Origin of the sequence: Veillonella sp. 3_1_44 (assembly GCF_000163715.1) — a bacterium.
GTDB classification, from domain to species: domain Bacteria; phylum Bacillota; class Negativicutes; order Veillonellales; family Veillonellaceae; genus Veillonella; species Veillonella parvula_A.
In genome coordinates this window covers 223,951-246,795 of record NZ_GG770199.1, presented here as the reverse complement: position 1 = coordinate 246,795, position 22,845 = coordinate 223,951, and the positions used below count along the sequence as shown (strand labels likewise).

23 protein-coding genes and 5 tRNA genes are annotated in these 22,845 nt (G+C 37.3%); 1 reads left to right on the top strand and 27 read right to left on the bottom strand.

Features of this window, described 5'->3' with window-relative positions; translation table 11 throughout:
* Position 1: 1 nt before the first annotated feature.
* The 9 genes from plsY to HMPREF0873_RS01110 form a co-directional block, all read right to left on the bottom strand.
* Positions 2 to 598, bottom strand: coding sequence for a glycerol-3-phosphate 1-O-acyltransferase PlsY (gene plsY, locus HMPREF0873_RS01150; RefSeq protein ID WP_008713826.1), 597 nt, complete (start codon positions 596 to 598; stop codon positions 2 to 4).
* A complete protein-coding gene (gene der, locus HMPREF0873_RS01145) occupies positions 598 to 1,932 on the bottom strand; it encodes a ribosome biogenesis GTPase Der (RefSeq protein WP_008600817.1) in 1,335 nt (444 codons plus the stop codon). The genes plsY and der overlap by 1 nt, the downstream gene beginning before the upstream one ends.
* Before the next feature lie 113 nt (positions 1,933 to 2,045).
* Positions 2,046 to 3,944 (bottom strand): bifunctional 4-hydroxy-3-methylbut-2-enyl diphosphate reductase/30S ribosomal protein S1, encoded by a 1,899-nt coding sequence (locus HMPREF0873_RS01140; RefSeq protein WP_008713824.1) that lies wholly within the window; start codon positions 3,942 to 3,944, stop codon positions 2,046 to 2,048.
* A complete protein-coding gene (locus HMPREF0873_RS01135; RefSeq protein WP_004693215.1) occupies positions 3,935 to 4,555 on the bottom strand; it encodes a 1-acyl-sn-glycerol-3-phosphate acyltransferase in 621 nt (206 codons plus the stop codon). Before HMPREF0873_RS01135 ends, HMPREF0873_RS01140 begins: the two co-directional genes overlap by 10 nt.
* Positions 4,548 to 5,231, bottom strand: a complete 684-nt coding sequence (cmk, locus tag HMPREF0873_RS01130; protein WP_008713822.1) for a (d)CMP kinase — start codon at positions 5,229 to 5,231, stop codon at positions 4,548 to 4,550. Before cmk ends, HMPREF0873_RS01135 begins: the two co-directional genes overlap by 8 nt.
* Before the next feature lie 8 nt (positions 5,232 to 5,239).
* Positions 5,240 to 6,487 carry an NAD(P)/FAD-dependent oxidoreductase gene (locus tag HMPREF0873_RS01125; RefSeq protein ID WP_008713820.1) on the bottom strand — a complete coding sequence of 416 codons (1,248 nt, stop codon included), beginning with the start codon at positions 6,485 to 6,487 and terminating at the stop codon, positions 5,240 to 5,242.
* Entirely contained in the window at positions 6,484 to 7,212 is a 729-nt protein-coding gene (locus HMPREF0873_RS01120) for a pseudouridine synthase (RefSeq protein ID WP_004693208.1), read from the bottom strand. Before HMPREF0873_RS01120 ends, HMPREF0873_RS01125 begins: the two co-directional genes overlap by 4 nt.
* A gap of 1 nt (position 7,213) precedes the next feature.
* Positions 7,214 to 7,723, bottom strand: a complete 510-nt coding sequence (scpB, locus tag HMPREF0873_RS01115) for an SMC-Scp complex subunit ScpB (protein ID WP_004693207.1) — start codon at positions 7,721 to 7,723, stop codon at positions 7,214 to 7,216.
* Between the two features lie 12 nt (positions 7,724 to 7,735).
* Positions 7,736 to 8,461, bottom strand: coding sequence for a ScpA family protein (locus HMPREF0873_RS01110; RefSeq protein ID WP_004693204.1), 726 nt, complete (start codon positions 8,459 to 8,461; stop codon positions 7,736 to 7,738).
* Between the two features lie 169 nt (positions 8,462 to 8,630).
* Here HMPREF0873_RS01110 and HMPREF0873_RS01105 point away from each other — a divergent pair, with 169 nt between their 5' ends.
* On the top strand, positions 8,631 to 10,463 hold the full coding sequence (locus HMPREF0873_RS01105; protein WP_004693202.1) for a phosphoethanolamine transferase: 1,833 nt from the start codon (positions 8,631 to 8,633) through the stop codon (positions 10,461 to 10,463).
* A gap of 94 nt (positions 10,464 to 10,557) precedes the next feature.
* Here HMPREF0873_RS01105 and HMPREF0873_RS01100 read toward each other — a convergent pair whose 3' ends face one another.
* The 18 genes from HMPREF0873_RS01100 to obgE all read right to left on the bottom strand — a co-directional run bounded on the left by HMPREF0873_RS01100 (position 10,558) and on the right by obgE (position 22,831).
* A complete protein-coding gene (locus HMPREF0873_RS01100; RefSeq protein WP_004693200.1) occupies positions 10,558 to 11,013 on the bottom strand; it encodes a DUF523 domain-containing protein in 456 nt (151 codons plus the stop codon).
* A gap of 107 nt (positions 11,014 to 11,120) precedes the next feature.
* Positions 11,121 to 11,209 (bottom strand) — tRNA-Leu (locus HMPREF0873_RS01095).
* A gap of 14 nt (positions 11,210 to 11,223) precedes the next feature.
* A tRNA-Cys gene (locus HMPREF0873_RS01090) sits at positions 11,224 to 11,298 on the bottom strand.
* A 9-nt stretch (positions 11,299 to 11,307) separates the two neighbouring features.
* Positions 11,308 to 11,382: transfer RNA gene (locus tag HMPREF0873_RS01085), tRNA-Gly, on the bottom strand.
* A 7-nt stretch (positions 11,383 to 11,389) separates the two neighbouring features.
* Positions 11,390 to 11,465, bottom strand: a tRNA-Phe gene (locus HMPREF0873_RS01080).
* 5 nt (positions 11,466 to 11,470) lie between these two features.
* Positions 11,471 to 11,546: transfer RNA gene (locus HMPREF0873_RS01075), tRNA-Asp, on the bottom strand.
* A 50-nt stretch (positions 11,547 to 11,596) separates the two neighbouring features.
* Entirely contained in the window at positions 11,597 to 12,193 is a 597-nt protein-coding gene (locus tag HMPREF0873_RS01070) for an MBL fold metallo-hydrolase (RefSeq protein ID WP_008713815.1), read from the bottom strand.
* A gap of 15 nt (positions 12,194 to 12,208) precedes the next feature.
* A complete protein-coding gene (locus HMPREF0873_RS01065) occupies positions 12,209 to 13,696 on the bottom strand; it encodes a TrkH family potassium uptake protein (protein ID WP_008713812.1) in 1,488 nt (495 codons plus the stop codon).
* Between the two features lie 12 nt (positions 13,697 to 13,708).
* Entirely contained in the window at positions 13,709 to 15,049 is a 1,341-nt protein-coding gene (gene trkA, locus HMPREF0873_RS01060; RefSeq protein WP_008713810.1) for a Trk system potassium transporter TrkA, read from the bottom strand.
* Between the two features lie 5 nt (positions 15,050 to 15,054).
* Positions 15,055 to 15,963, bottom strand: coding sequence for a S1 RNA-binding domain-containing protein (locus HMPREF0873_RS01055; RefSeq protein ID WP_038125348.1), 909 nt, complete (start codon positions 15,961 to 15,963; stop codon positions 15,055 to 15,057).
* Between the two features lies 1 nt (position 15,964).
* Positions 15,965 to 16,327 (bottom strand): ribosome silencing factor, encoded by a 363-nt coding sequence (gene rsfS, locus HMPREF0873_RS01050; RefSeq protein ID WP_021148083.1) that lies wholly within the window; start codon positions 16,325 to 16,327, stop codon positions 15,965 to 15,967.
* A gap of 16 nt (positions 16,328 to 16,343) precedes the next feature.
* Positions 16,344 to 17,465 (bottom strand): LCP family protein, encoded by a 1,122-nt coding sequence (locus HMPREF0873_RS01045; RefSeq protein WP_008713808.1) that lies wholly within the window; start codon positions 17,463 to 17,465, stop codon positions 16,344 to 16,346.
* Positions 17,466 to 17,477: 12 nt separating this feature from the next.
* Positions 17,478 to 18,047 (bottom strand): bis(5'-nucleosyl)-tetraphosphatase (symmetrical) YqeK, encoded by a 570-nt coding sequence (gene yqeK / locus HMPREF0873_RS01040; RefSeq protein ID WP_004693186.1) that lies wholly within the window; start codon positions 18,045 to 18,047, stop codon positions 17,478 to 17,480.
* Positions 18,048 to 18,050: 3 nt separating this feature from the next.
* Positions 18,051 to 18,665: a nicotinate-nucleotide adenylyltransferase gene (gene nadD, locus HMPREF0873_RS01035; RefSeq protein ID WP_004693184.1), complete on the bottom strand. Its 615-nt coding sequence runs from the start codon at positions 18,663 to 18,665 to the stop codon at positions 18,051 to 18,053.
* Positions 18,666 to 18,804: 139 nt separating this feature from the next.
* A complete protein-coding gene (locus tag HMPREF0873_RS01030) occupies positions 18,805 to 20,064 on the bottom strand; it encodes a glutamate-5-semialdehyde dehydrogenase (RefSeq protein ID WP_038125346.1) in 1,260 nt (419 codons plus the stop codon).
* Positions 20,065 to 20,073: 9 nt separating this feature from the next.
* Complete coding sequence (gene proB / locus HMPREF0873_RS01025; RefSeq protein WP_004693178.1) at positions 20,074 to 21,195, bottom strand: glutamate 5-kinase; 1,122 nt, start codon at positions 21,193 to 21,195, stop codon at positions 20,074 to 20,076.
* A gap of 71 nt (positions 21,196 to 21,266) precedes the next feature.
* Complete coding sequence (yhbY, locus tag HMPREF0873_RS01020) at positions 21,267 to 21,551, bottom strand: ribosome assembly RNA-binding protein YhbY (RefSeq protein WP_004693176.1); 285 nt, start codon at positions 21,549 to 21,551, stop codon at positions 21,267 to 21,269.
* A gap of 8 nt (positions 21,552 to 21,559) precedes the next feature.
* On the bottom strand, positions 21,560 to 22,831 hold the full coding sequence (obgE, locus tag HMPREF0873_RS01015) for a GTPase ObgE (protein ID WP_004693173.1): 1,272 nt from the start codon (positions 22,829 to 22,831) through the stop codon (positions 21,560 to 21,562).
* Between the last annotated feature and the right edge of the window lie 14 nt (positions 22,832 to 22,845).

Genomic DNA, 22,845 nt, shown 5'->3' with positions numbered 1-22,845 from the left:
TTTAATCCTTTTTAATGCGCTCTACTTTTAACTCATTTCCAGCAAGTAGACGCTTAATATTATCCCAGTGACGTACAATGACAAACAAAGCTGCTAATCCGCCAAAGCCAACAAACCAGAAGGATTCTCCAGTGAAATACATCAGTACTGGTACTAATGCAGCGGCAATGATAGAGCCTAAAGATACAAGTTTAGTGAAGTATACGATAACACCCCATACCAAAAAGCAAATCAATGCTACTATTGGTGAAAGAGCAATAAGTACACCTAAACCCGTAGCAACGCCACGACCACCTTTAAAGCCCAGAAAAACAGACCAGTTATGCCCCATCATTCCAAGAATACCACCTAAGATCATAAACATAGGCCCATAGGGTGAGAGTAGCACTACTCCTACTGCCCCTTTTAAAGCATCACATAGAAATACAGGTAAGGCTGCTTTAAGACCTATAACACGATATGTATTAGTAGCGCCAATATTTTTAGAGCCATATTGCCGTACATCTGTATTAAAGAAAAACTTACCTATAATTAATCCACTAGGAATCGAACCGATAAGATATGATAATACAGCATATACAATAATCATAATATCCATTAGTCTTCATCATCCCGTTTCTTGCCACGTAATACTAAACGAATCGGTGTTCCTTCAAAACCAAAGGATTCACGCAATCGATTCTCTAAGAAACGCATATAAGAGAAGTGAATTAGCTCTGGTTCATTTACAAATAAAATGAATGTAGGCGGCTTAACACTAGCTTGCGTCATATAATAGATTTTTGGAATTCTACCATTGCGAGACGGCACAGGATTTACGGTTTGTGCATCTTGTAATAATTGATTTAACGTCCCTGTAGATACACGACGGTATTGTTGTTCAGATACGAACTTCAACATATCAGCTAAACGATGAATACGTTGCTTAGTTAAAGCAGAAGCAAACAGGATAGGTGCAAACTGCAAGAAACCTAATTCATCATAAATATCTTCAGTAAAACGCAATGTTGTTTTGTCATCTTTTTCAACAAGATCCCATTTATTTACAACAATCACTACACCCTTGCCAGCTTCGTAAGCGTAACCTGCAATTTTTTTATCTTGTTCTGTAACACCATCTTGAGCATCTAGTACAAGGACTACAATATCAGCACGATCTACTGATCGCAAAGAACGAACAATACTATATCGTTCAACGGCTTCTTCGATTTTAGACTTACGACGCATACCTGCTGTATCAATAAGTACAAACTTTTGATTCTCATGAGTCCAATACGTATCAATAGAGTCTCGAGTAGTACCTGCTACATCAGATACAATTACACGATCTTGTCCTAACAATGCGTTAGTCAAAGAAGATTTACCCACATTTGGACGACCTATAATAGCAACATGAATAGTATCTTCATCATCTACATTAGTACCTACTGGAGGAAAATGTTTTACAGTATCATCCAATAGATCACCTAAATTCATAAGATTTTTAGCGGAAATACCAATGGGGTCCCCCAAACCAAGATTGTAAAATTCATAAATATTCGGTTCTTGATTTACACTATCAATCTTATTAACTACGAGTACAACAGGTTTTCCACTAGCTCTAAGAATATTTGCGACCTCTTCATCAGCAGGTACAATACCTTGTTTACCATCAACGACAAATAGAATTACATCTGCTTCTTCAATTGCTAATTCCGCTTGTAGTCGCATCATCTTAGGAATAACATGACTATTGTCAGTAATGAACTCGATACCACCAGTATCGATCATTGTAAACTCACGATTTAACCACTCTGCATCGAAGTAAATACGGTCCCTTGTCACACCAGGAATATCTTCAACGATAGAGATACGTTTATTAACAATGGCATTAAAAAGTGTAGATTTACCTACGTTTGGACGGCCTACAACAGCCACTAATGGTTTTGCCATAGTTTCACCTCATTATCTAATCTAATACATTACTATATTTTATCATATACTAAGTAAAGTACGCAAAAAGGCTAACCAAGGAAACCTTGGCTAGCCTTATATTAGACAATGAATTATTCAGCGTCTTCTGCAGTTTCTTTTGATTCCATCAATTCAGTCAAAGCCAAACCCAATTTCTTTTCATCTTTGTTAAGAGAAATGATTTTAACTTCAACTTCTTGACCACGATTCAAGTAATCTTCAACTTTCGCATTACGTTGTTTTGTAATTTGAGAAATGTGAAGTAAACCTTGGATGTCGTCATTAACAGCTACGAATGCACCGTAAGCTACTAAACGAACAACTTTGCCTTTAATAACATCGCCAACATGCAATGTTTCTTCAGCAACGTCCCATGGGCTCTTAGATAAAGCTTTTAAGGACAAGGATAATTTATTGCTTTCAGCGTCGAAAGATTGTAATTTAACTTCGATTTCTTGGCCAACGGAAAGAACATCTTCCACTTTTTTGATTTTTTGCCAAGAAATATCGGAAATGTGAAGTAAACCTTCAATACCGCCGATATCTACGAATGCACCATAAGGCATAATTTTACGAACGATACCTTTATAGTTTTCGCCAACGTTGATATTTTTCAATGCTTCAGCTAATTTAGCTTGACGTTCCACTTCCAATACTGCACGACGAGAAAGAACCAAACGGTTTTTCTTTTCATCGATTTCAAGTACTTTAGCTTCAAATTCTGTACCAACCAAGTTGTCCAAGGATTTCACGAAATGAACATCACCTTGGGACAATGGAATGAAACCACGAAGAGATTTAACTGTTACTACTAAACCTGCTGGGATAGCATCAATACCTTTACATACGATAGCTTCATCTTTTTCTTGTGCTTCGATAACATATTGCCAATCTTCATCTTTAGCCAAGCGAGTCATGGAAAGATAAATAGGATTATCTTCTTTGATGTGATTCATGATAACTGCTTTAATTTCATCACCATTTTTTAACACATCTTTGGCAGATTCTGGTGCTGGATAAGAAATTTCAGTTCTGTTCAAAATGGCTTCAGTTTTGTAGCCAAAAGATACATAAGCTCGTTCATCTTCGACTTGAACTACTGTACCTTCTACAACGTTCCCTTTCTTAAATTCTTCTTGACCTTCGGCTGCTAATAATTCTGCAAAATCTTTCATTGTCTCAATGACCTCCTTAATAATCCAGTCGGGAGTCGATGCTCCTGCTGTTACTCCTACCGTCTGTACTCGGTTAAACCATTCCAGTTGTAATTCAGTAGAAGTTTCAATGTGATACGTTGTACATCCAACGTCACGACAAACCTCTGCCAATCGGTTTGTGTTGCCGCTGTTCTTACCGCCTATCACTATCATAAGATCTACATTACGTGCTAAATCAACGGCAGAATTCTGTCGTTCTTGCGTTGCATTGCATATCGTTTTGAAAACCTTAAGATTCTTAGATTTTTTCTCTAATATGTCTATTATACTGTTAAATTTGAATTGTGAAAAGGTTGTTTGTACAACAACGCCCATTTTTTCCACAACTTGTAGTTTTTGGGCGGATTCTTCATCTTCGATGATTATTCCTTCGTTATTTGCCCATAAATTAATGCTTTTGACCTCAGGATGGTTTTTTTCTCCCAAAATCACCAAAGTCATACCATCATCTATAACAGACTTTGCATCTTGCTGTGCTTTTTTTACATGTGGACATGTGGCATCCACAACATGTAATCCTTTTTCTTCTGCCTCTTCATAAATAGCAGGGCCTACACCATGAGAGCGAATAATCATTGTGCCTTCAGCGATATCAGACACTTCTTGAACAGGGCTTACCCCTTTATCTTCAAGACGACCTACAACTTGAGGATTGTGAATAATAGGTCCTAATGTATAGCTTTTACCATCGCTATTTGCAGCTTCATTTGCCATTTCGACAGCCCGTTTTACACCATAGCAAAAACCATGGTTTTCAGCCAAAATTATTTCCATAAAGTCTCCTCTATACAATTATTATGATAAGAATCTATCATTCGTTGGATTTCACTTTTAACACTATCATTTACTTTTTGAATTGCTTCTGGAGTTGCTTTAGCTTTTTCAACTGGGATTGGTTTACCAATAATACAAGCCACTTTATTACGTTCCATATTGTGAGAGCCAATGATAGCAACAGGCACTATGCTAACACCTGTTCTAAGAGCAATTGATGCTGCACCATCATGGAATTTACCAAGTTTACCACTTTTTTGACGGTTTCCTTCTGCAAATATGCCTAAAACCTTATTGTCTTTAAGTAGTCCCATGGCATGACGAATAGCAACTTTATCAATAGCACCGCGATTTAACGGAAATGCACCAAGCCATGTACAAAAAAAACGTGAAATGGGATTCACAAATAATTCTTGTTTAGCCATAAAGTGTACATGTCTAGGCAAAGCATAGCCACAGATAGGGGGATCGTTATTACTTAAATGATTAGGCACAACGATAACAGGCCCTTCCATTGGAAAATTATCGCGACCATATACTTTCAACCCATACCCTACCTTATAGCGAAGCCAAAAAGCGGTACGCCATAACCAGGTAGAAAATTTATTCATGATTGATTGTCTCCTGTACTAAATTCAATATATATGCCACAGTTTCATCGAAATTCATATTACTAGAGTCTACAACTACTGCATCTTCAACGCATACAAGTGGAGACTCTTCACGATTTTTATCCATTTCATCACGACTAACAACATTCTTTTTAATTTCGTCTAGTGTTTGCTCGTTTGATGTACCTTGTACTTCTAACCATCTACGTTTTGCACGCGCATCTACAGAAGCGGTTAAATAAATTTTTAGCTCTGCATTAGGTAATACGACAGAACCGATATCACGTCCATCTAATATAACTCCCCCAACGGCGGCCATCTCTTGTTGGCGTTCTACCAAATATTGTCGAACCCCTTTATAAGAAGCTATAGTCGATACATTATCATTAATTTGCTGCTGGCGAATTAATGATGTAACATCTTTTCCTTTAATATAGACCTTGCATGCTGTTGCAGTAGGCTCTAAAGTCAAATTTAAAGAAGGTAATAAAGCTTCTACAGCAGCTTGATCCTTAACATCAATTTGACTATCAAGAACTGCCCATGTAACACCGCGATACATGGAACCTGTATCGATATATAAATACTCTAACTCATTGGCCACTACTTTAGAAATGCTACTTTTACCAGCCCCAGCAGGACCATCAATAGCAATGGCAATTTTTTTAGTGTTCATAATAACCTCTATTCTTCATCACCGTGTACGGCATGCATGGCCGCCACATAGCCTGTGGAAAAGGCAGCTTGTAAATTATAGCCTCCTGTAAAAGCATCTATGTCTAGTACTTCACCAGCACCATATAAACCACTAATCAATTTAGACTCCATAGTTTTAGGATTAAATTCTTTTAATGAAATACCACCTGCTGTAACAATAGCTTCCGCTACAGGTCGTAATTCTTTAACAGTTACTGTCATATGTTGCAATACATGGCATAAGCGCAAACGCTCTTCCTTTGTAATTTGATTAATTGGTTTAGCCGGATTTAACTCAGCAAGCTTTATAACAATGGGAATAAGATTTACAGGTAGTAAATCCTTCATCCCATTAGACAATTGTTTTTTAGAATATAAATCAAAATCCTTTTGCAAGCGCTTATCCAATACTTCTGCAGTTAAAGCAGGTTTAAGATTAATTTCAATGGTAATTTGAGGATTTTTCTTACGAAGCAACTTACCTACCGTGTGACTTAATGATAAAATTGTAGGCCCCGTAAGACCAAAATGAGTAAACATCATTTCCCCAAATTGTTTTGCTTGTACCTTACTTTTAGAAATTACGGAAACCTCAACATTACGAAGACTAAGCCCCATAATTTCCTTTACCCACGTTTCGTTTGTAACGATAGGAACCAAGGATGGACGAATATCAGTAATAGTATGTCCCACTTTTTCGGCTAAAACGTAACCATCACCAGTAGAGCCTGTCAATGGATAAGATGCACCACCAGTACAAATAATAGCAGCATCACAAGCATATTGTTCCTTATCCGTTGTAACACCAACTACACGATTTTCCTGTACAGTAATCGATGTAACAGGTTCATTTAAATGAACTTGAACATTATACTTTTTTAGGATTTTCATAAAGATATTGCGAACTTCTAATGCAGAATCGGATTCAGGAAACACTCGTCCCCCACGTTCTACTTTAGTTTTTAACCCCCAACTATGCAAAAGGTCCAGAAGATCTTCATTACTAAAGCGTTCATAGGCACCGTACAAGAACTTACCATTACCAGGCGTATTTTTTATAAATTCGGTCATATCTGCACTATTCGTAATATTACAGCGACCTTTACCGGTAATGCCCATTTTCTTGCCAACCATATTCATTTTTTCCAATAAGATGACGCGTGCTCCTTCACGGCCTGCTATAACAGCTGCCATTAGACCTGCCGCACCACCGCCAATGACTATGATTTGCTTCATGCCTTATCTGTCCCCAATGCTTTTAGCGCTTTTACTTCACGAATTGTTAGTTGACGAGAAGCGCCTCGTTTCACACCACCTAAAGTAAGACCAGCATACGCAATACGTTTTAAATTATGAATACGATAGCCAAAGTGTTCAAACATACGACGAACTTGACGATTACGACCTTCATGAATTGTAATTTCTACTTCATGTACACCATTATGATCATCAAAACCTAAATCTACAATTGTTGCAGGTGCAGTTATACCATCTTCAAGCTCTACACCATTTGCAATAATTTGTAAATCATCATCGCGAACACGACCTTTGATACGAACTTCATAAGTCTTTTCAATGCCTTTAGATGGATGTGTTAGATTTTGTGCCAACTCTCCATCATTCGTAAGCAGTAACAAACCTTCTGTATATAAATCGAGACGACCAATAGGGTAAATTCTTTTCGTTTCATTTTTTATATAATCTAAAACTGTTTCTCGACCTTGAGGGTCAGACACAGATGTAATGACACCCTTTGGTTTATTTAACAAATAATATACTGGTTTCTCTTGAGCCAATAATTGGCCATTAACCTTAACCTTATCTTTTTGTGGATTAATTTTGACCCCTAATTCGGTTACCTTGCGACCATTGACCTGTACTTTACCTTCTGTAATTAGTTCTTCTGCCTTACGCCGTGATGCAATACCACAACTGGCAATATATTTTTGTAATCGTTCCATGCTATCCTTCTGTTTCCGAAACTTCTTGATGTAAGGCTTCTATCGATTCTACACCAGCACTTCTCAAAAATTCATCAGTCGTGCCATATAGAATCGGTCTACCTACAGTATCCTTATGACCTAATTCAGCTATAAGAGATCGAGTTAATAATTGTTTTATAATTTTATCGCTATTTACACCGCGCACCTCTTCGATTTCAGCCTTTGTAATAGGCTGCTTATAGGCGATAACAGCTAATGTTTCCATAGCCGCATTAGATAATTTATCTTCTCTTTTACGAATATGCCCAACATAATCAGCACATTCAACAGCGCTTACTAATTCAACACCAGCTCCAGATATACGTATTCGAATACCTCGATTCTGTTCTTCTAGTTCTCGTTGTAATTCTTCTATATATTTTTGTGTCGCCTCTGTGGAAAGCCCAAACACTTCTGCTAACATATCTATCGATATAGGCTTTGCCGATGAAAACAAAACGGCTTCTAAATGCATCGTTGGTAAGCTCATATGGCCCCCTTTCTACACGGCCCTCTCTAAGGTAGCAGTGAATATAATATCATCATCTTCATAGCGCATTTCCATAACTTGTTGTTTTAATAATTCTAAAACAGCCATAAAGATAGTTACCATACCACTTTTCGTTTCAATTGCTACTAATAACTCCCTAAAATATAGACATTCGCCACGATGTATACGACTAGACAAGGATATAATCATGTCCTCTAAACTATACGTATCCTTTTCAACCTTTACCTCACGAATTGTCTCTTCTTCTGGTAACTCTTTAGCCCGTTTTATAGTTTGATAAAAAATTTGATATAACTGTGAAAGTTCCAAATTATATACACTATCTAATCCAAGCACACTCGTTTCTTCAGGACGACTAAATATATTCGCAGATACAGCGGTACGCTCCATTAATAGAGATGTAATATCCTTAATTTTCTTAAATTCTACTAATTTTGCTACCAACTCGTCACGTGGATCCTCTGCTTCATCAGGCTCAGGTTCAGCCTTAGGTAATAACATGCGTGATTTAATCTGTAATAAGGTAGATGCCATAACAAGAAATTCACTACTATAATGAATATCAAAATGGTTCCAATTGTCTAGATATGCCAAGTATTGACTCGTTATTTCAACGATAGGAATATCGGTAATTTCTATTTTATGTTTTTCAATGAGATGCAAGAGCAGATCAAGGGGACCTTCAAAAACGTCCAACTTGTAGTTATAATCTCCCATAAAACCCAATCCTCAGAAAAAATGTTTTTAACTATATAATTATAAAGCATTTATAGTAGTACTTTCAAATAATTGTTTTTTTTACACTCATCTGCTATCTTTATTATTGTAATTATTTTATATTAAAAAAAGATACGTTATTGTGTATTCCTTTTAGAGAGGATTTATTATGTCATCGAGTGTGAGACAAATTGGGCGAAATCCAATTTTTCGCTTTGGTATTATAGGTATTGTTTTATATATCATCTTATTTTTAATTTATGAGCCCATAACCTTAGGGCTTGATGTAGAGGATATTACGATTTTAGCTGTACCAACAATTGTAGGTACCTTTTTATTTCAATATTTTATGGGGTGTACCGTTTTCCACAGGCCTTTTTTAGGGTATGGCCTAGTCGGAATCTTATGGGCACTTACCTTTCCTCTTTTATTCCATTGGTCCTATGTGAAGCCATTATACTTCTATGAATTTGCTAATGATTTTTTATTTGGCTTATTAATTTTCATGGGATTATCAGGCATTCAGTTTTTACTGAACCAAACAAATCGCTTCCATAAAACAACATCCTTAATCATGGCTATCATTTCCATGATCTTGAGCTTAATACCATTCTTACAAATTGGCTATTACATGACTACTTGGCATTGCTTAACGCCAGCCAGTCTGCTAGCCGTATATATGACCAATCCAGAAGAAGCATTTGGTTTTTTAAAGAATGCAGCTGGAATACCTGGTCTTATAGCAATAAGTATTGGTCTTATCTTATGGACTTATTTATTGTACTGGTCTAACTTAGGGATGAAAGCAGTAGTAAACTTAAATACTACACGCCCTATGCGCTCAGCTATGCTTATCGCATCCCTTGTAGCTTTTTTAGTATATGTACCATTCTTCTTGTTCCCACAAACCTGTATTGTGGCGAACTGGATTGCTGCAGGCGATTATGTAAAACAAATGCAACAATATAATGATAATCACCACTTAGTATTTGATTCCTTTAATTTAGACACAAAGGAAACAGCGGTGAACAAAACACCTGGTACTATTATTCTAGTCATTGGAGAATCTAGTTCTCGAGATTATATGAAAGTATATAATCCAAACTTCCCATATGACGATACTCCATGGCAAGGCAATATGCGTTCGGACAATAAAGACTTTGTCTTCTTTGATAATGCCTATTCATCGTACGTACAAACAGTACCAACCTTGGAGCGTGCACTATCTGAACGAAATCAATATGATGATAAACCATTTCTTGATTCAGCCAATATCTTAGATATTGCTAAAAAAGCGGGATACACGACTTCTTGGTTTAGCAATCAAGGTGTATTCGGTGAATATGATACAGCTATTTCATTAATGGCTAAAACTGCAGACACAACAAAATGGGCCCATGAATCTTATGCATTCTCAGATCGATATGATGAAGCTCTATTGCCATTATTAGAAACTGTAGATCCTACCAAAAACAACTTTATCGTTATACATATTATGGGTAGTCATATTTATTACAATGACCGTTACCCTCATGAATTTAGCAAGTGGAAACAAGGTCCGTATCCTGATGGTCAAGAAGCATATGCTAACAGCCAATTATACACAGACTGGTTATTACAACAAATTTACAATTATGGCAAAGACAAATTAAACTTACAAGCCATGGTGTATTTCTCCGATCACGGTGAAAGTTTAGACAAATCGCATAACCCTGATACATTTGATTTTGTTATGACACATATTCCATTCTGGGTATACCTATCTCCACAATATCGCTCAACCTATCCACAGACTGCTGAGGTACTTGCAAAACACGAGCATCAATTCTTTACTAATGATTTGCTATACGATACATTAGTTGGTCTCATGCATGCTCCAAGTCAACGATATGATGCAACACGAGATTTTAGTAATGCTCAATATCGATTTAATCTACATAACTTAACTACATTACTTGGTGAACAACCATTAGCAAATGATCCTGTTAATGCAAACAAGTAGTCTTTAATTAATATTGTAGCCATTATTTTTCTATTATATTGAGTTATTTTACCAGTAAAATAACTTGATATAATCAAAAAGAGATGAGTTAAACTCATCTCTTTTTTTCTGCAAGTAAAAGCTCTATATCATTTTCAGTATAAATTGTTATATTCTTTTCAAGTAGAGCCTCTACAGTACATCCATGGCCATTTTTCATTGTTCTAGTAAAAGTTCCATCATAAATGCGCTTATATCCACAGCTAGGACTTTTCGCCTTCATCAAAGCTTGCTTGCAACCATATTTTAGTGCAATATCAACTGTTAATTGAGCACCTCTTACAAACTCATCGGTAACATCAGCTCCATTAACAGTACATATACGTTCACCCTGCCGCTCCGCAGGATCACGAGGCGTACTAAGTCCCCCTAACACTTCCGGACATACAGGTACTAATTCATAATATTCCTTTAAAGCCTCTATCGTTTCTATATAATTGTCTTTGCCATCATATCGACAAGGTACACCAAATAGGCATTCACTAATTAATAACTTAGGTTTCTTATTCATAGATTTATCTATCTCTTATATATTCATACGTAACTTATAGTAATAATTTTCACAAATCGTTTTAATTGTATATAAGAAAAAAAGACTAACCCAAAGTTAGTCTTAATTGGTGCCGAGGACCGGAATCGAACCGGTACGGTTGTTTCCAACCGACGGATTTTAAGTCCGTTGCGTCTGCCTGTTCCGCCACCCCGGCATGGGTAACGATTGTGGAGGCGGCACCCAGAATCGAACTGGGGAATAAAGGTTTTGCAGACCTCTGCCTTACCGCTTGGCTATGCCGCCATATAAAATTGGAGCGGGAAACGAGATTCGAACTCGCGACCCCCGCCTTGGCAAGGCGGTGCTCTACCGCTGAGCTATTCCCGCATATAAATGGTGCCTCAGGACAGAATCGAACTGTCGACACACGGATTTTCAGTCCGTTGCTCTACCAACTGAGCTACCGAGGCATAAATGGCGACCCCGATCAGATTTGAACTGACGATCTTCGCCGTGACAGGGCGACATGTTAACCGCTACACCACGGGGCCGTAACCAAAGTACTTGCTTAGTATATCGGTTATCAGGACTTTTGTCAACACTATACTACAATATTTTTAATAAATTCTTCCTCATTTTTTAATATGGTAGATTCCCTATGTCCTGGCTCAACAATCAAATCCTTGGACAAGGTTAAAAGATATTTCAAACTCTTAATCAAATCAGCTGGATCACTTTTATAATTATCTGTATTTCCCACATTTTGCTTAAATAAGGTATCACCAGTAAATAGATAACCTTCAATTTCTAAACAAACCGATCCCGCACTATGCCCAGGTGTATGATGAACTACTATATCAAAAGGATCTAAATTTAATTGCCCCTCTACTAAATCATTACAATGTGTATACATTTTTTTCTTATATACACTTGGTCTCCGTCGAATTAACTGTAACAACTCTTGATCTAAAGGATGTAAATAAGCGGGAATATTATAATGTGTACACACTTCATCCAAGGCTGACACATGATCACAATGACCATGTGTCAATAAAACTGCTATGGGCTCAGAATCTGCAACCATATCAATAATGTGGTTACAATGAAAGCCCGGATCAATGATTATAGATTTTCCCTCTTTGATAAGCACATAACAATTTGCTTTATAAAGCCCTAGAGGACGTTTTATAACTTCCATATAGTTCCCGCCCTTCTATAGAATACGATATCGTTTAGGAACCTCTTTTTTAATAAAATACCCTTCCCAAAACTGAGGGTGAAGCATAACTAAAATCGTAAATAACTCCAAACGACCTAGTAACATGTCTACAATAGCAATACATTTAGCAGTATTTGGCATAACACTAAAGGAGTCAGTAGGACCAAAGCCACCAAACCCTAGTCCTACATTGCTAAGAAAGGCCGTAACCACTTGCATAGAATCATATGTATTAAGACCAGTACAAGTCATTAGAAAAACAGATACCACATAAATCATTAAATATAAAAATAAAAATTGATGTGTCATCTGGATCCATTTAGTAGGCATCGGTTTGCCATTAATACGTACTACTTGAACCATATCAGGATGAATTGATTTTCGCAGATAAATTATAGAACTCTTAATCAAAATAATAAGTCGTATAATTTTTACACCGCCCGTTGTAGAACCACTACAACCACCAAAAAATGTACAAATAAATAACATCATCTGTGCTGCAGCAGGCCACAAATCATAATCACTAATAGCAAAACCACTACCAGTTTGAAGAGATACCAAATTAAAGGCAGCATTTCTAACAATCTCTAAAGGACTAGAATAGATAGATTGTAATGCTAGAGATATTGATACAATGGCAATACCAATAAACACTACAAGCCAGTACATACGTGTTTCAAAATCATTAATTAAAACGCGAATTCCTTTTTGAATTGCATTGTAATACACAGAGAAATTGCCACCAGCAAGAAACATAAAGAATATAAATACGAAACAAATATAATTACTTTGTTCATAAATAAAAGCCCCTGCTGATGTCGGTGCAAATCCACCCGTGGCAATAATAGAAAAGGCATAGTTTAACGCATCAAAAGGTTCAATGCCGCCAGCCCACAGCATAAGAAAGCAAAGAGCAGTAAAGGCAATATACAACTGCCAAAGCTTGGTGGCCATTGATTGAATACGAGGCATTACAACACCGGGCTTTGGTACAGATGCCTCTGCATTAAAGAAATGTGCTGCATCGGCGCCTAAATTCTTTAAAAATGATAGGATAAGAACGATAATCCCCATCCCGCCAACCCAGTGCATAAGGCCACGCCATAATACAAATGTGTGTGGTAACTCATCAACACTATAAATAATAGTTGCACCAGTTGCAGTAATACCCGAAGTGGCTTCAAATAGAGCATCAAAAACATTCGTCAATATGCCACTCCCCAAAAAAGGTAAAGCCCCCAAAATAACCGTGAATATCCAAGTAGAGGATACAACTAAGAACCCATCACGTATACTAAAGCTTTGACTTTCACAACCGTAATAAGATAAAAGAGTCCCCAAAACTAAAGAAAGGCTTGTAGTTATAAGGAATGACCAATATGCAGTTTCAAATACAACACTGTATATAAAAGGGATTAAAGTAAAAACCCCAAATATATAGAGTAGTCGACCCACTAAGGACATAACGATTTGAATTCGCATAGCCCCTCCTTACTAAGTAAGATATTTAAGCAATTTGCTTACCGATTCAGGTAATGTAAAGAGAACAATATGATCACCATCTAAAATTTGAGTATTACCACGCGGTACGATAGCTTCATTTTCCCGTAAAATTACACCTACCAAGGCCTTCCCAGGTAAACGAATATCTTTTAATTGTTTACCTGCTACAGGTGATTCATTGGTAATTTCAATCTCGATAGATTCGGCTTTACCACCTTCAAAGGTGGAAATAGATACAACCCCTTCTCCACTTCGTACAAAGCGCAAAATTTGACTTGCTGTTAATAAACGTGGAGAAAATACAACGTCAATACCTACTTGCTCCATCAGCATAATATATTCTGGCCGTCCCACGCGAACAACAGTTTTTGGGATGCCCATATGCTTACCGACAAGTGCTACTAGTAAATTAAGTTTATCATCATCAGTTAGAGCAATAATTACATCGCTATCAGCAATTTCCTCAGCTTCGAGCAAATCAAAGTCAGTGCCATCTCCATTGATAACCATGGCTTTATCCACTTGATTTGCCAGGTTCTCACAACGGTCAAAGTCTTTTTCAATAACCTTCACAGAAAAACCAGCTTTTTCTAGTAATACAGTTAAGTTCCGACCTAAGAGACCTGCCCCAATAATGACAGCCCGTTTATAGAATGTATTATAATTATGAAACCAAAGGTTCTCCACTTCAGAAACGGACTCTTTCAAACCTAGGAAAAATACACTATCATCAGCCTGTAGGCGACTTTCACCATGTGGAATAATCATTTCACCATAGCGTAAAATACCAACTAACAGAACACCTTCAGGAAAACGAATTTCTTTTAATGGCTGTCCTAATAGAGGAAATTCATTATTCAATTTGAATTCCATAAGGCGTACAGCACCCTGTCCGAACTCCTCAACATCTATAGCTGATGGTGTTTCTAAAATTCGTAATAACTCTTGAGCTGTAACCATTTCAGGATTGATGAAGAGATCAACACCTAATTGAGCTCGTATCTCCTCATCCATATGTTCCGCCACACTATTATCGCGAACGCGTGCAATAGTCGTAGGAACACCTTTTATTTTAGCTACCGAACAGGATAGCATATTAACCTCATCTGAATCAGTAACAGCAATAAACATACCAACATCAGACATATCGATTTCATTCAATAATTGAACATCACTGCCATTCCCTAGAACTAGACTAACATCTAACGTATTTTCAAGATTATGAATGCGTTCTGGAGAACGGTCGATGACATATACATCATGATCATCTTGAATAAGTCGTTGTGCTAATGAATAACCAACCTTACCAGCACCTACAATGACTATTTTCATTGACTTTATTCCTCATCTTGGGACTCATTATTAACAGGCGGTGTCCACTGCCGACCTATGTCGGTAAGTAATGTCCACCCCTCCTCTTGAACAATCTTTTTCTCTTTCATTAAATGCCCCAAAGCACGTTTGAAAGCAGCTTTGCTAATGTTAAATTTATCTTTAATCAACATAGCAGAAGATTCATCACTATAAGGCATCTTACCACCACGATTTAACAGGTACCCCATGATAATATCTCCATCTGAAACAAGAGCCTTTTCCTTTGTAGGACGCATAGAGACATTAACGCGACCATCATCACGTTTGAAAGTAATACGGCCTTCAATCATTTCCCCTACTTTTAACTTTCTCGTCATTTCGGAACGATGCAAAAAGGCAATCCAACGCTCAGGGGTAATAAAAAAAGCCCCCTCACTAGTTAAATTATAGATTGCCCCCTTTACAAGTTGTCCTACCATAGCTTCTGTTGCAGCTTTAGAAGCACGACGCATTTCATCATCTACATTCATGGATACCGCCAAACGACCGGATTTATCAGTATATAGACGAACCCATACTTTTTCACCTACCTGAGGTCTACCACGCATCTCCGCATGAGGCATAAAGATACCACGTTCTGTACCTACCTCAACGAAACAACCAAAATTTGTAGTATTGATAACCTCAACATAACCAATTTGGCCAACCTTCATGGCGGGTAGACGCATAGAGGCAGTTAAACGACCTTTTGGATCTCGATATAAAAAAACCTCGACTTCATCTCCGATAGCCACAGGAGCAATTTGTTGATCTTTATGAAGCAATATATCATCATTAGTATTGCCAGTTTGACCATCTAAAAAAGCACCTTGATCACTAGTACGCAACACTTTTAATGTGGCAATTGTATTTTCCAACAATTCTGTAGCCATATTATACTCCTTCAAATGGAACTCGACCAGCATCATTCCACAATTCTTCTAGACTGTAGAATTCACGCAATTCATCACCACCAAAGACATGACAAATTATATCGCCAAAATCCAATAAGATCCATTCACCTTCACGATAACCTTCTCTATGCTGTACTGTTATACCTAATTCGGCTGCTTTATCTTCCATTTCATCAGCAATACTTTGAGATTGTTTACTATTATTTGCGCTAACAATTAAGAAATAGTCGCCTAACATAGAAATTCCTTCTAAATCAAGAATTTCAATATCTCTCCCCTTTTTATCAAATGCAGCTTGTGCAAGCTCTAATACGATTTGTTTAATATCTTCTTTCTTTTTCATTATTTAGCCTCTTATCTTATCGCTTACTACCGCTCTCCTCACCAGGTTCTGTTGGCTTTGTAATAGTGCCACCATTATGTTCTGATTCAGGTGCAACCTTCGACGTACTATTAGTTGGTGCAGATATAAATTGTGTCATTTCATTAGCTGGCAAATTCCCCATTGTTATTCCTACTAAACGTTGAGCTTCCGTAGGGTTTACCTTCCAATAAGTCGTTTCACCTATAAGCTCTTTTTCTCCAGGAAGAATATAGAAGTGAATTTCTTCCTTATTAATTTTGCTCGCATTGTATACCAACTTAATAGCATCTAAAGTAGAAATATTACTATCATAATGATCCCAAATACGCCAAATATGCCATGCATTTGTTAAGAAAAATGCATTATGTTCTTGTTCCACCCACAATTTTAGGAATCTTTCTTGTCGTTGCACACGAGTAAAGGTATCGTGTTTAGGATCTGAATATCGTAAATACGCTAAGGCATTATTACTATCTAAAGTTTGGTAACCACGTCGCAAATCAATATCTATATTGCCTTCTGCATCAATATGTTCCATCGGTTGTTCTACATAAATTTGCTGATTTCCTAACACATCATTAGTTTTCTTGAAGGCAGTTTGATTAACTACTACATAGTACGGGATTGAAATATGGAACATATCCTCAATTACAGCTTTAGTAAGTTCAATGCCTCCTTTTTCATAAATACTATTTAACATAGTCGCATCGGTTTGATCACGATTATCGATTTTACTATTACTTGGAATGCCGATAACGTCCATCGTTTTTTGATCAAGGTTTACAGATAATAAGAATAGACTATCACCTTGACTAGGATTATTGTCATCAGTGCCGATAACCAAAATATATAAAGGTTTATCTAAGCCTTTTTGCTCTACTGATACAGTATTTGCGTCCTGTTTATTTCCACTATCTGTCACGGCTTCAGTAGCTTCAGTAGTTCCTACAATTGCTCTATATGCATAAGATACACCACTATATATGCCATACCCTATCCCACCGAGCAAAGTGAAAACCACAACAATAGCCAAAATAACTCTAGGCCACTTCACAGATGACTTTTGTTGACGTCTTTTTCTACGTCGGCGAGCTCTTGCACGTTCACGTTCGTCCATATAAAAACTCCATTATTTACAAGATTTTAATACATCATTACGACCAAGAATGGTCAAAGGATAAATTGAAAGATGTTGCTCAATAAGGTGGTTAATAGTATTGTCAAAACCAAGTAATACAGCCTTATTTAGATCTTTTTTAGCCACATTTCGAAGTTCATCAACACCTGGAAAATCACGATTGGGTTCAATATAATCTGCTAAGAATATAACTTTATCTAATTTAGACATTCCCACCTTACCAGTTGTATGAACACGAATAGCTTCTAAAATCTCTGAATCGGTTATAGAGAACTCAAGTTTAGCTCGAATCATACCTGCTAATCCATGTAAAAGATTACCATTGGCTAATAATTCTTCATCAGCTTTGTAATTATTCTCCTTCACCAAATCTTGCATCTCTTTCAAAGGCATTTCTTTAGCACAATCATGTAGCAATGCCGCTAATCGTGCTTTTTCTACATCAACATTATAAAGTTTAGCCAACTGAGTTGCGGATTCAACAACACCTAGAGTATGCTTAAAACGTTTTTTCCCCATCCATTGGCTTACCCTATGTTGTATTTCATCAAACGATAACATCATTTATTCCTTCCCATATATATGGTTTTCTTCTATATAATCCACTACACATTTAGGCAACATATAACGAACGGTCTTTCCAGACCGTAAGCGCTCTCGTAAATACGTAGCAGACAATTTCATTTCAGGCACTTCCATAACATGTATTTTTTCACGTGCTTTAGATCCTAACTCATCCAAAGTAGAATCAATAGCACTTGATCCATCTGGCCTAGTAGCTCCAATAAAATGAACCTCATCTATAAGTTCATCTATAAATTTCCAAGTCGGTAATGCACGAATAGTATCAGTCCCTGCAATAAAGTAAAATTCAACAGTAGGACCATATAGTTTTTTAAAATATTGAATCGTATCAACGGTATACGAAGGGCCTTCTCGGCGCATCTCTACATCAGAAATTTCAAAATTTGGATTATCCGAAACTGCGGCCGCCGTCATAGCATAGCGATGATGACTATCAATCACATCATGTTGCTTATGTGGTGGAATACGAGCAGGTACAAAGATAACCTTTTCTAAATTAAAGCTTTCACAAGCCACCTCTGCAATCATTAGATGACCTAAATGAATGGGATTAAATGTTCCACCAATTATACCTATACGACGTTTATCTACCATAATGTGGTCACTCCCTTAATGACAATGACACAAATAATGATGAATATGAGCAATGCTTTTATATAGGATATCCATTCATATCGTCCCTTTGGTGTTTGAATGTATCTATAGTATGCCCTTAAAAAATAATATAATTTCTTCACGTCCGTACTTGGCCTTCTCCAAATACAAAATATTTATAAGATGTCAGAGCTTGTAACCCCATAGGACCTCGAGCATGGAGTTTTTGTGTACTAATGCCAATCTCAGCACCAAAGCCAAACTCAAAGCCATCTGTAAAACGTGTAGATGCATTATGATACACAGTAGAGCAATCTACTAAATTCATAAACACATTAGCACGCATAGGTTCATCTGTGATAATAGCCTCAGAGTGATGTGTAGTATACCGATTCACATGATCAATAGCTTCTTCAAGATTTTCAACGATACGCACATTTAAGTCCATATCATTGTATTCTGTGCTGAAAGACTCTTCTGTTAGAGGAATTGTATTCTCCATATATTGAGCTACAGCCTCATCACCATGAATACGAACACCATATTCTAGTAGTGCTATATTAAGGCGTGGTAAAAACTCTCTAGCCACAGCTTGATGAACTAGTAAGGTTTCCATAGAGTTACATACAGATGGACGTTGGACTTTAGCATTGACTGCAATTTCTAAAGCCATCTCTAAATCAGCAAATTCATCAACAAAGGTATGACATACACCGCTGCCAGTTTCAATAACAGGGATACTACTATCTTCTACAACACGACGAATAAGTCCAGCACCCCCACGTGGAATGATTACATCAATATATTCCCGTTGTTGTAAAAGTACTCCAACCAGATCTCGATCAAGCACCTCAACGAGTTGAATAGAGTCACCATTAATACCTAACGACTCTAAGGTATTCCGCATGATAGACACGATGATTTGATTCGTGTGAAATGCCTCCTTACCACCTCGTAAAATTGTAGCATTTGCTGTCTTTAAACAAAGAACACCTGCATCTATGGTTACATTAGGACGGGCTTCAAAGATAATACCAATTACACCAAAAGGTACGGATCGCTTTTCAATAATCAAACCATTAGGACGAGTGATTGTTTCTATAATGGAACCTACAGGACTTTCAAGAGCAGCCACTTGACGCACCCCTTCTGCCATTAAAGCAATGCGACTAGGTGTCAAAGTCAATCGATCTATCATAGTTCGAGGTAAATTATAGTCAACAGATTTTTCTAGGTCTAACTCATTATCCGCCATAATTTCATCTGTTTGTGCTTCTACAGCATCAGCAATTGCTAACAATGCAGAATCTAAAGTTTCTTGGTCGAGTTGGGCTAATTCAAAAGATGCCGTTTTAGCTCTCTGGCCCATATCTTTACAAATTTTTTCATACTGGTTCATAGGATTTCCTCAGTGTAATAAAACTAGATTATTACGATGTACAGCCTCATCATAGGTCGTATTAATACCCAGAATCTCGGCTATATCATTTGTATTGTGACCTTTAATCGCCTTCATATCATCAATACTATAATTAATAAGTCCACGACCAATTTCCTTATGATCATGATAAATGGAAATTGTATCACCAGGTCCAAAAGTCCCCTCTACTTCAATAATACCAGCGGGCAGAATGCTAGCACCCTTATCTAAAACAGCGCGAGCACACCCGTCATCAATCGTAATGGAGCCTTTTAATCGTTTACCAAAAGCTAACCAATGATGTTTACCAGATAAACTTGCATCATGGGCTTCAAAGAGTGTCCCAATTTGTTCACCCTTACATACACGACGAACAGAATCCTCTACTTCACCTGAGGTAATAACCATTGGTACACCAGAATTTGTTGCCATATGAGCAGCTTTAATTTTTGTATACATACCACCCGTTCCCATATTAGAACCAGCACCACCTGCAATAGCATAGGTTTCATCGTTAATTTCAGAAACAGTTTCTATCAAAGTAGCATCTGGATTAGTGGCTGGGTTAGCTGTATATAAGCCTTCAATATCAGACAAAATGATAAGTAAATCTGCATCTACAATACCTGCAACAGTAGCAGATAATGTATCGTTATCACCGATTTTAAATTCTTCGATAGCAACCACGTCATTTTCATTAATAATAGGAATAACGTTAAGTTGCAATAAAGTATGTAATGTATTACGCAAGTTAAGATAACTATGTCGTCCAGTACTATCCTCTTTCGTTAAAAGAATTTGCCCTACGGTTCGACCATATTCTCGAAACATGCGCTCGTACATATGAATGAGAATACCTTGACCTACTGCAGCAGCTGCTTGTTTTAATACGAGATCTCTAGGCTTTTCTTTAAAGCCTAAAGGGGCAAGACCTGCACCAGTAGCACCAGAGGAAACAAGAATAATCTCTTTACCTTGGTTAGCCAAATCTGATAATTGGCGCACTAATCTTTCAATACGCTCCAAATTTAAATGTCCGTTAGTGTAACAAAGCGTACTGCTACCAACTTTGACTACAATTCGTTTTGCATTAACGATGGCGCTGCGCATAGACTAACCTCCTAAGGTTGAAATTCTTAACTACGATGTATACAAATTTTTATGATCTACTAGATATAAAATTATTTTGGCAAAATGATTTTAGGTTCTTTTTTAGCTTTATATAAAACACCATTAAAACCAATCACTTGAACTAGTTCAGCGCCAAGCATATCTGCTAAGTCTTGAAAAATTGTCTTATCTTCAGGACTATTATTATGTAATTTAACCTTAATAAGCTCACGTGCTGTAATCGCTGCACGAGCACTATCTATAACGCTATCCTCTAAACCATTTTTACCAATTTGGACAACCGGTGGTATTGTAGCCGCCAATGAACGTAAATACCGTTTTTGTTTTCCTGTCATTATTACTCCTACTCTTGGAAAGTAAAGCGCTGATCGCCGATTACAACTTCATCACCGTCTTTACAGCCTTTTTCCTTCAATTTTGCATCAAGCTCCATAAAGCGCCAAATGCGTTGGAATCTACGAAGAGATTGATCATCGTCAAGATTTGTCATAGCTACTAATCGTTCAATACGTTTACCAGTAATGTAGAAAGCAGCATCATCACCACGAGTAATGACAAATTCTACATCTTGTTTTGCTTCGTATACAACTGTGTCATCATTTGCTTCAGGCTCTGGTTCGTAGTTTTCTACATAGTAGTAAGCTCGTTCCATAAGCTCTGACAAACCTTCACCACTTAAGGCGTTAATGAGAAATACTTCATAGCCTTTATCTTCAAAATATTTTTTTGTTTCGGGAATCGTCGTGTCATCAAAGACCATATCGATCTTATTGAGAGCTACAATTTGTTTCTTATTAGCCAATTTTTCAGAGTATTTACGTAACTCTTCATTAATCGCATCAAAGTCGACCTTAGGGTCTCGGCCTTCCATACCAGATACATCTAGAACATGAATTAAAATATTCGTACGTTCAACATGACGTAGAAAATTGTGACCTAAACCTACACCTTCACTAGCCCCTTCAATAAGGCCCGGAATATCGGCCAAAACAAAGCTACGATCTCCAGAAATTGTAACTACCCCAAGTACTGGTGTTAGTGTAGTAAAGTGATATGCTGCCACCTCTGGTTGAGCTTTAGATACTTTTCGCAAAATACTAGATTTACCAACAGATGGATAACCTAATAAACCTACATCAGCTAATACTTTAAGCTCTAATTGTAACCAGAATTCTTCACCAGGTTCACCCTTTTCTGCAAAGGTTGGTGCACGGTTAGCACTAGTTTGGAATCGAGCATTGCCACGGCCGCCACGACCACCTTTGGCAATAACAAAGGTATCGCCATCGTTGACAAGATCGCAAAAGATTTTTCCTGTTTCCTCATCTTTAATTACTGTACCCAATGGAACTGGAATGATAAGAGGATCGGAACCTCGACCGTGCTTATTAGAGCTTTCACCATTACCGCCAGCTGGTGCCTTAAACTGACGTTTATATCTAAAGTCTACAAGCGTATTAATATTCTTGTCAGCTTTAAAAACAACATCCGCACCTTTACCACCATCACCACCACTAGGGCCGCCATTTGGAACGTATTTTTCTCGACGGAAGCTGGACATACCATCCCCACCGTCACCAGCTTTAACAAAGACGCGCGCTCTATCTATAAACATAATTTAACTCCTAT

Bases quoted from the DNA above. Each gene is read 5' to 3' on its own strand.
- proB (WP_004693178.1), bottom strand. From the start codon at position 21,195: ATGCGCAGCGCCATCGTTAATGCAAAACGAATTGTAGTCAAAGTTGGT.
- yhbY (WP_004693176.1), bottom strand. From the start codon at position 21,551: ATGACAGGAAAACAAAAACGGTATTTACGTTCATTGGCGGCTACAATA.
- HMPREF0873_RS01120 (WP_004693208.1), bottom strand. From the start codon at position 7,212: ATGGAACGATTACAAAAATATATTGCCAGTTGTGGTATTGCATCACGG.
- HMPREF0873_RS01030 (WP_038125346.1), bottom strand. From the start codon at position 20,064: ATGAACCAGTATGAAAAAATTTGTAAAGATATGGGCCAGAGAGCTAAA.
- plsY (WP_008713826.1), bottom strand. From the start codon at position 598: ATGGATATTATGATTATTGTATATGCTGTATTATCATATCTTATCGGT.
- obgE (WP_004693173.1), bottom strand. From the start codon at position 22,831: ATGTTTATAGATAGAGCGCGCGTCTTTGTTAAAGCTGGTGACGGTGGG.
- HMPREF0873_RS01135 (WP_004693215.1), bottom strand. From the start codon at position 4,555: ATGAATAAATTTTCTACCTGGTTATGGCGTACCGCTTTTTGGCTTCGC.
- HMPREF0873_RS01100 (WP_004693200.1), bottom strand. From the start codon at position 11,013: ATGAATAAGAAACCTAAGTTATTAATTAGTGAATGCCTATTTGGTGTA.
- nadD (WP_004693184.1), bottom strand. From the start codon at position 18,665: ATGGTAGATAAACGTCGTATAGGTATAATTGGTGGAACATTTAATCCC.
- yqeK (WP_004693186.1), bottom strand. From the start codon at position 18,047: ATGTTATCGTTTGATGAAATACAACATAGGGTAAGCCAATGGATGGGG.
- rsfS (WP_021148083.1), bottom strand. From the start codon at position 16,327: ATGAAAAAGAAAGAAGATATTAAACAAATCGTATTAGAGCTTGCACAA.
- HMPREF0873_RS01055 (WP_038125348.1), bottom strand. From the start codon at position 15,963: ATGGCTACAGAATTGTTGGAAAATACAATTGCCACATTAAAAGTGTTG.
- der (WP_008600817.1), bottom strand. From the start codon at position 1,932: ATGGCAAAACCATTAGTGGCTGTTGTAGGCCGTCCAAACGTAGGTAAA.
- HMPREF0873_RS01110 (WP_004693204.1), bottom strand. From the start codon at position 8,461: ATGGGAGATTATAACTACAAGTTGGACGTTTTTGAAGGTCCCCTTGAT.
- scpB (WP_004693207.1), bottom strand. From the start codon at position 7,723: ATGAGCTTACCAACGATGCATTTAGAAGCCGTTTTGTTTTCATCGGCA.
- HMPREF0873_RS01045 (WP_008713808.1), bottom strand. From the start codon at position 17,465: ATGGACGAACGTGAACGTGCAAGAGCTCGCCGACGTAGAAAAAGACGT.
- cmk (WP_008713822.1), bottom strand. From the start codon at position 5,231: ATGAACACTAAAAAAATTGCCATTGCTATTGATGGTCCTGCTGGGGCT.
- HMPREF0873_RS01140 (WP_008713824.1), bottom strand. From the start codon at position 3,944: ATGGAAATAATTTTGGCTGAAAACCATGGTTTTTGCTATGGTGTAAAA.
- HMPREF0873_RS01070 (WP_008713815.1), bottom strand. From the start codon at position 12,193: ATGGAAGTTATAAAACGTCCTCTAGGGCTTTATAAAGCAAATTGTTAT.
- HMPREF0873_RS01105 (WP_004693202.1), top strand. From the start codon at position 8,631: ATGTCATCGAGTGTGAGACAAATTGGGCGAAATCCAATTTTTCGCTTT.
- trkA (WP_008713810.1), bottom strand. From the start codon at position 15,049: ATGAAAATAGTCATTGTAGGTGCTGGTAAGGTTGGTTATTCATTAGCA.
- HMPREF0873_RS01125 (WP_008713820.1), bottom strand. From the start codon at position 6,487: ATGAAGCAAATCATAGTCATTGGCGGTGGTGCGGCAGGTCTAATGGCA.
- HMPREF0873_RS01065 (WP_008713812.1), bottom strand. From the start codon at position 13,696: ATGCGAATTCAAATCGTTATGTCCTTAGTGGGTCGACTACTCTATATA.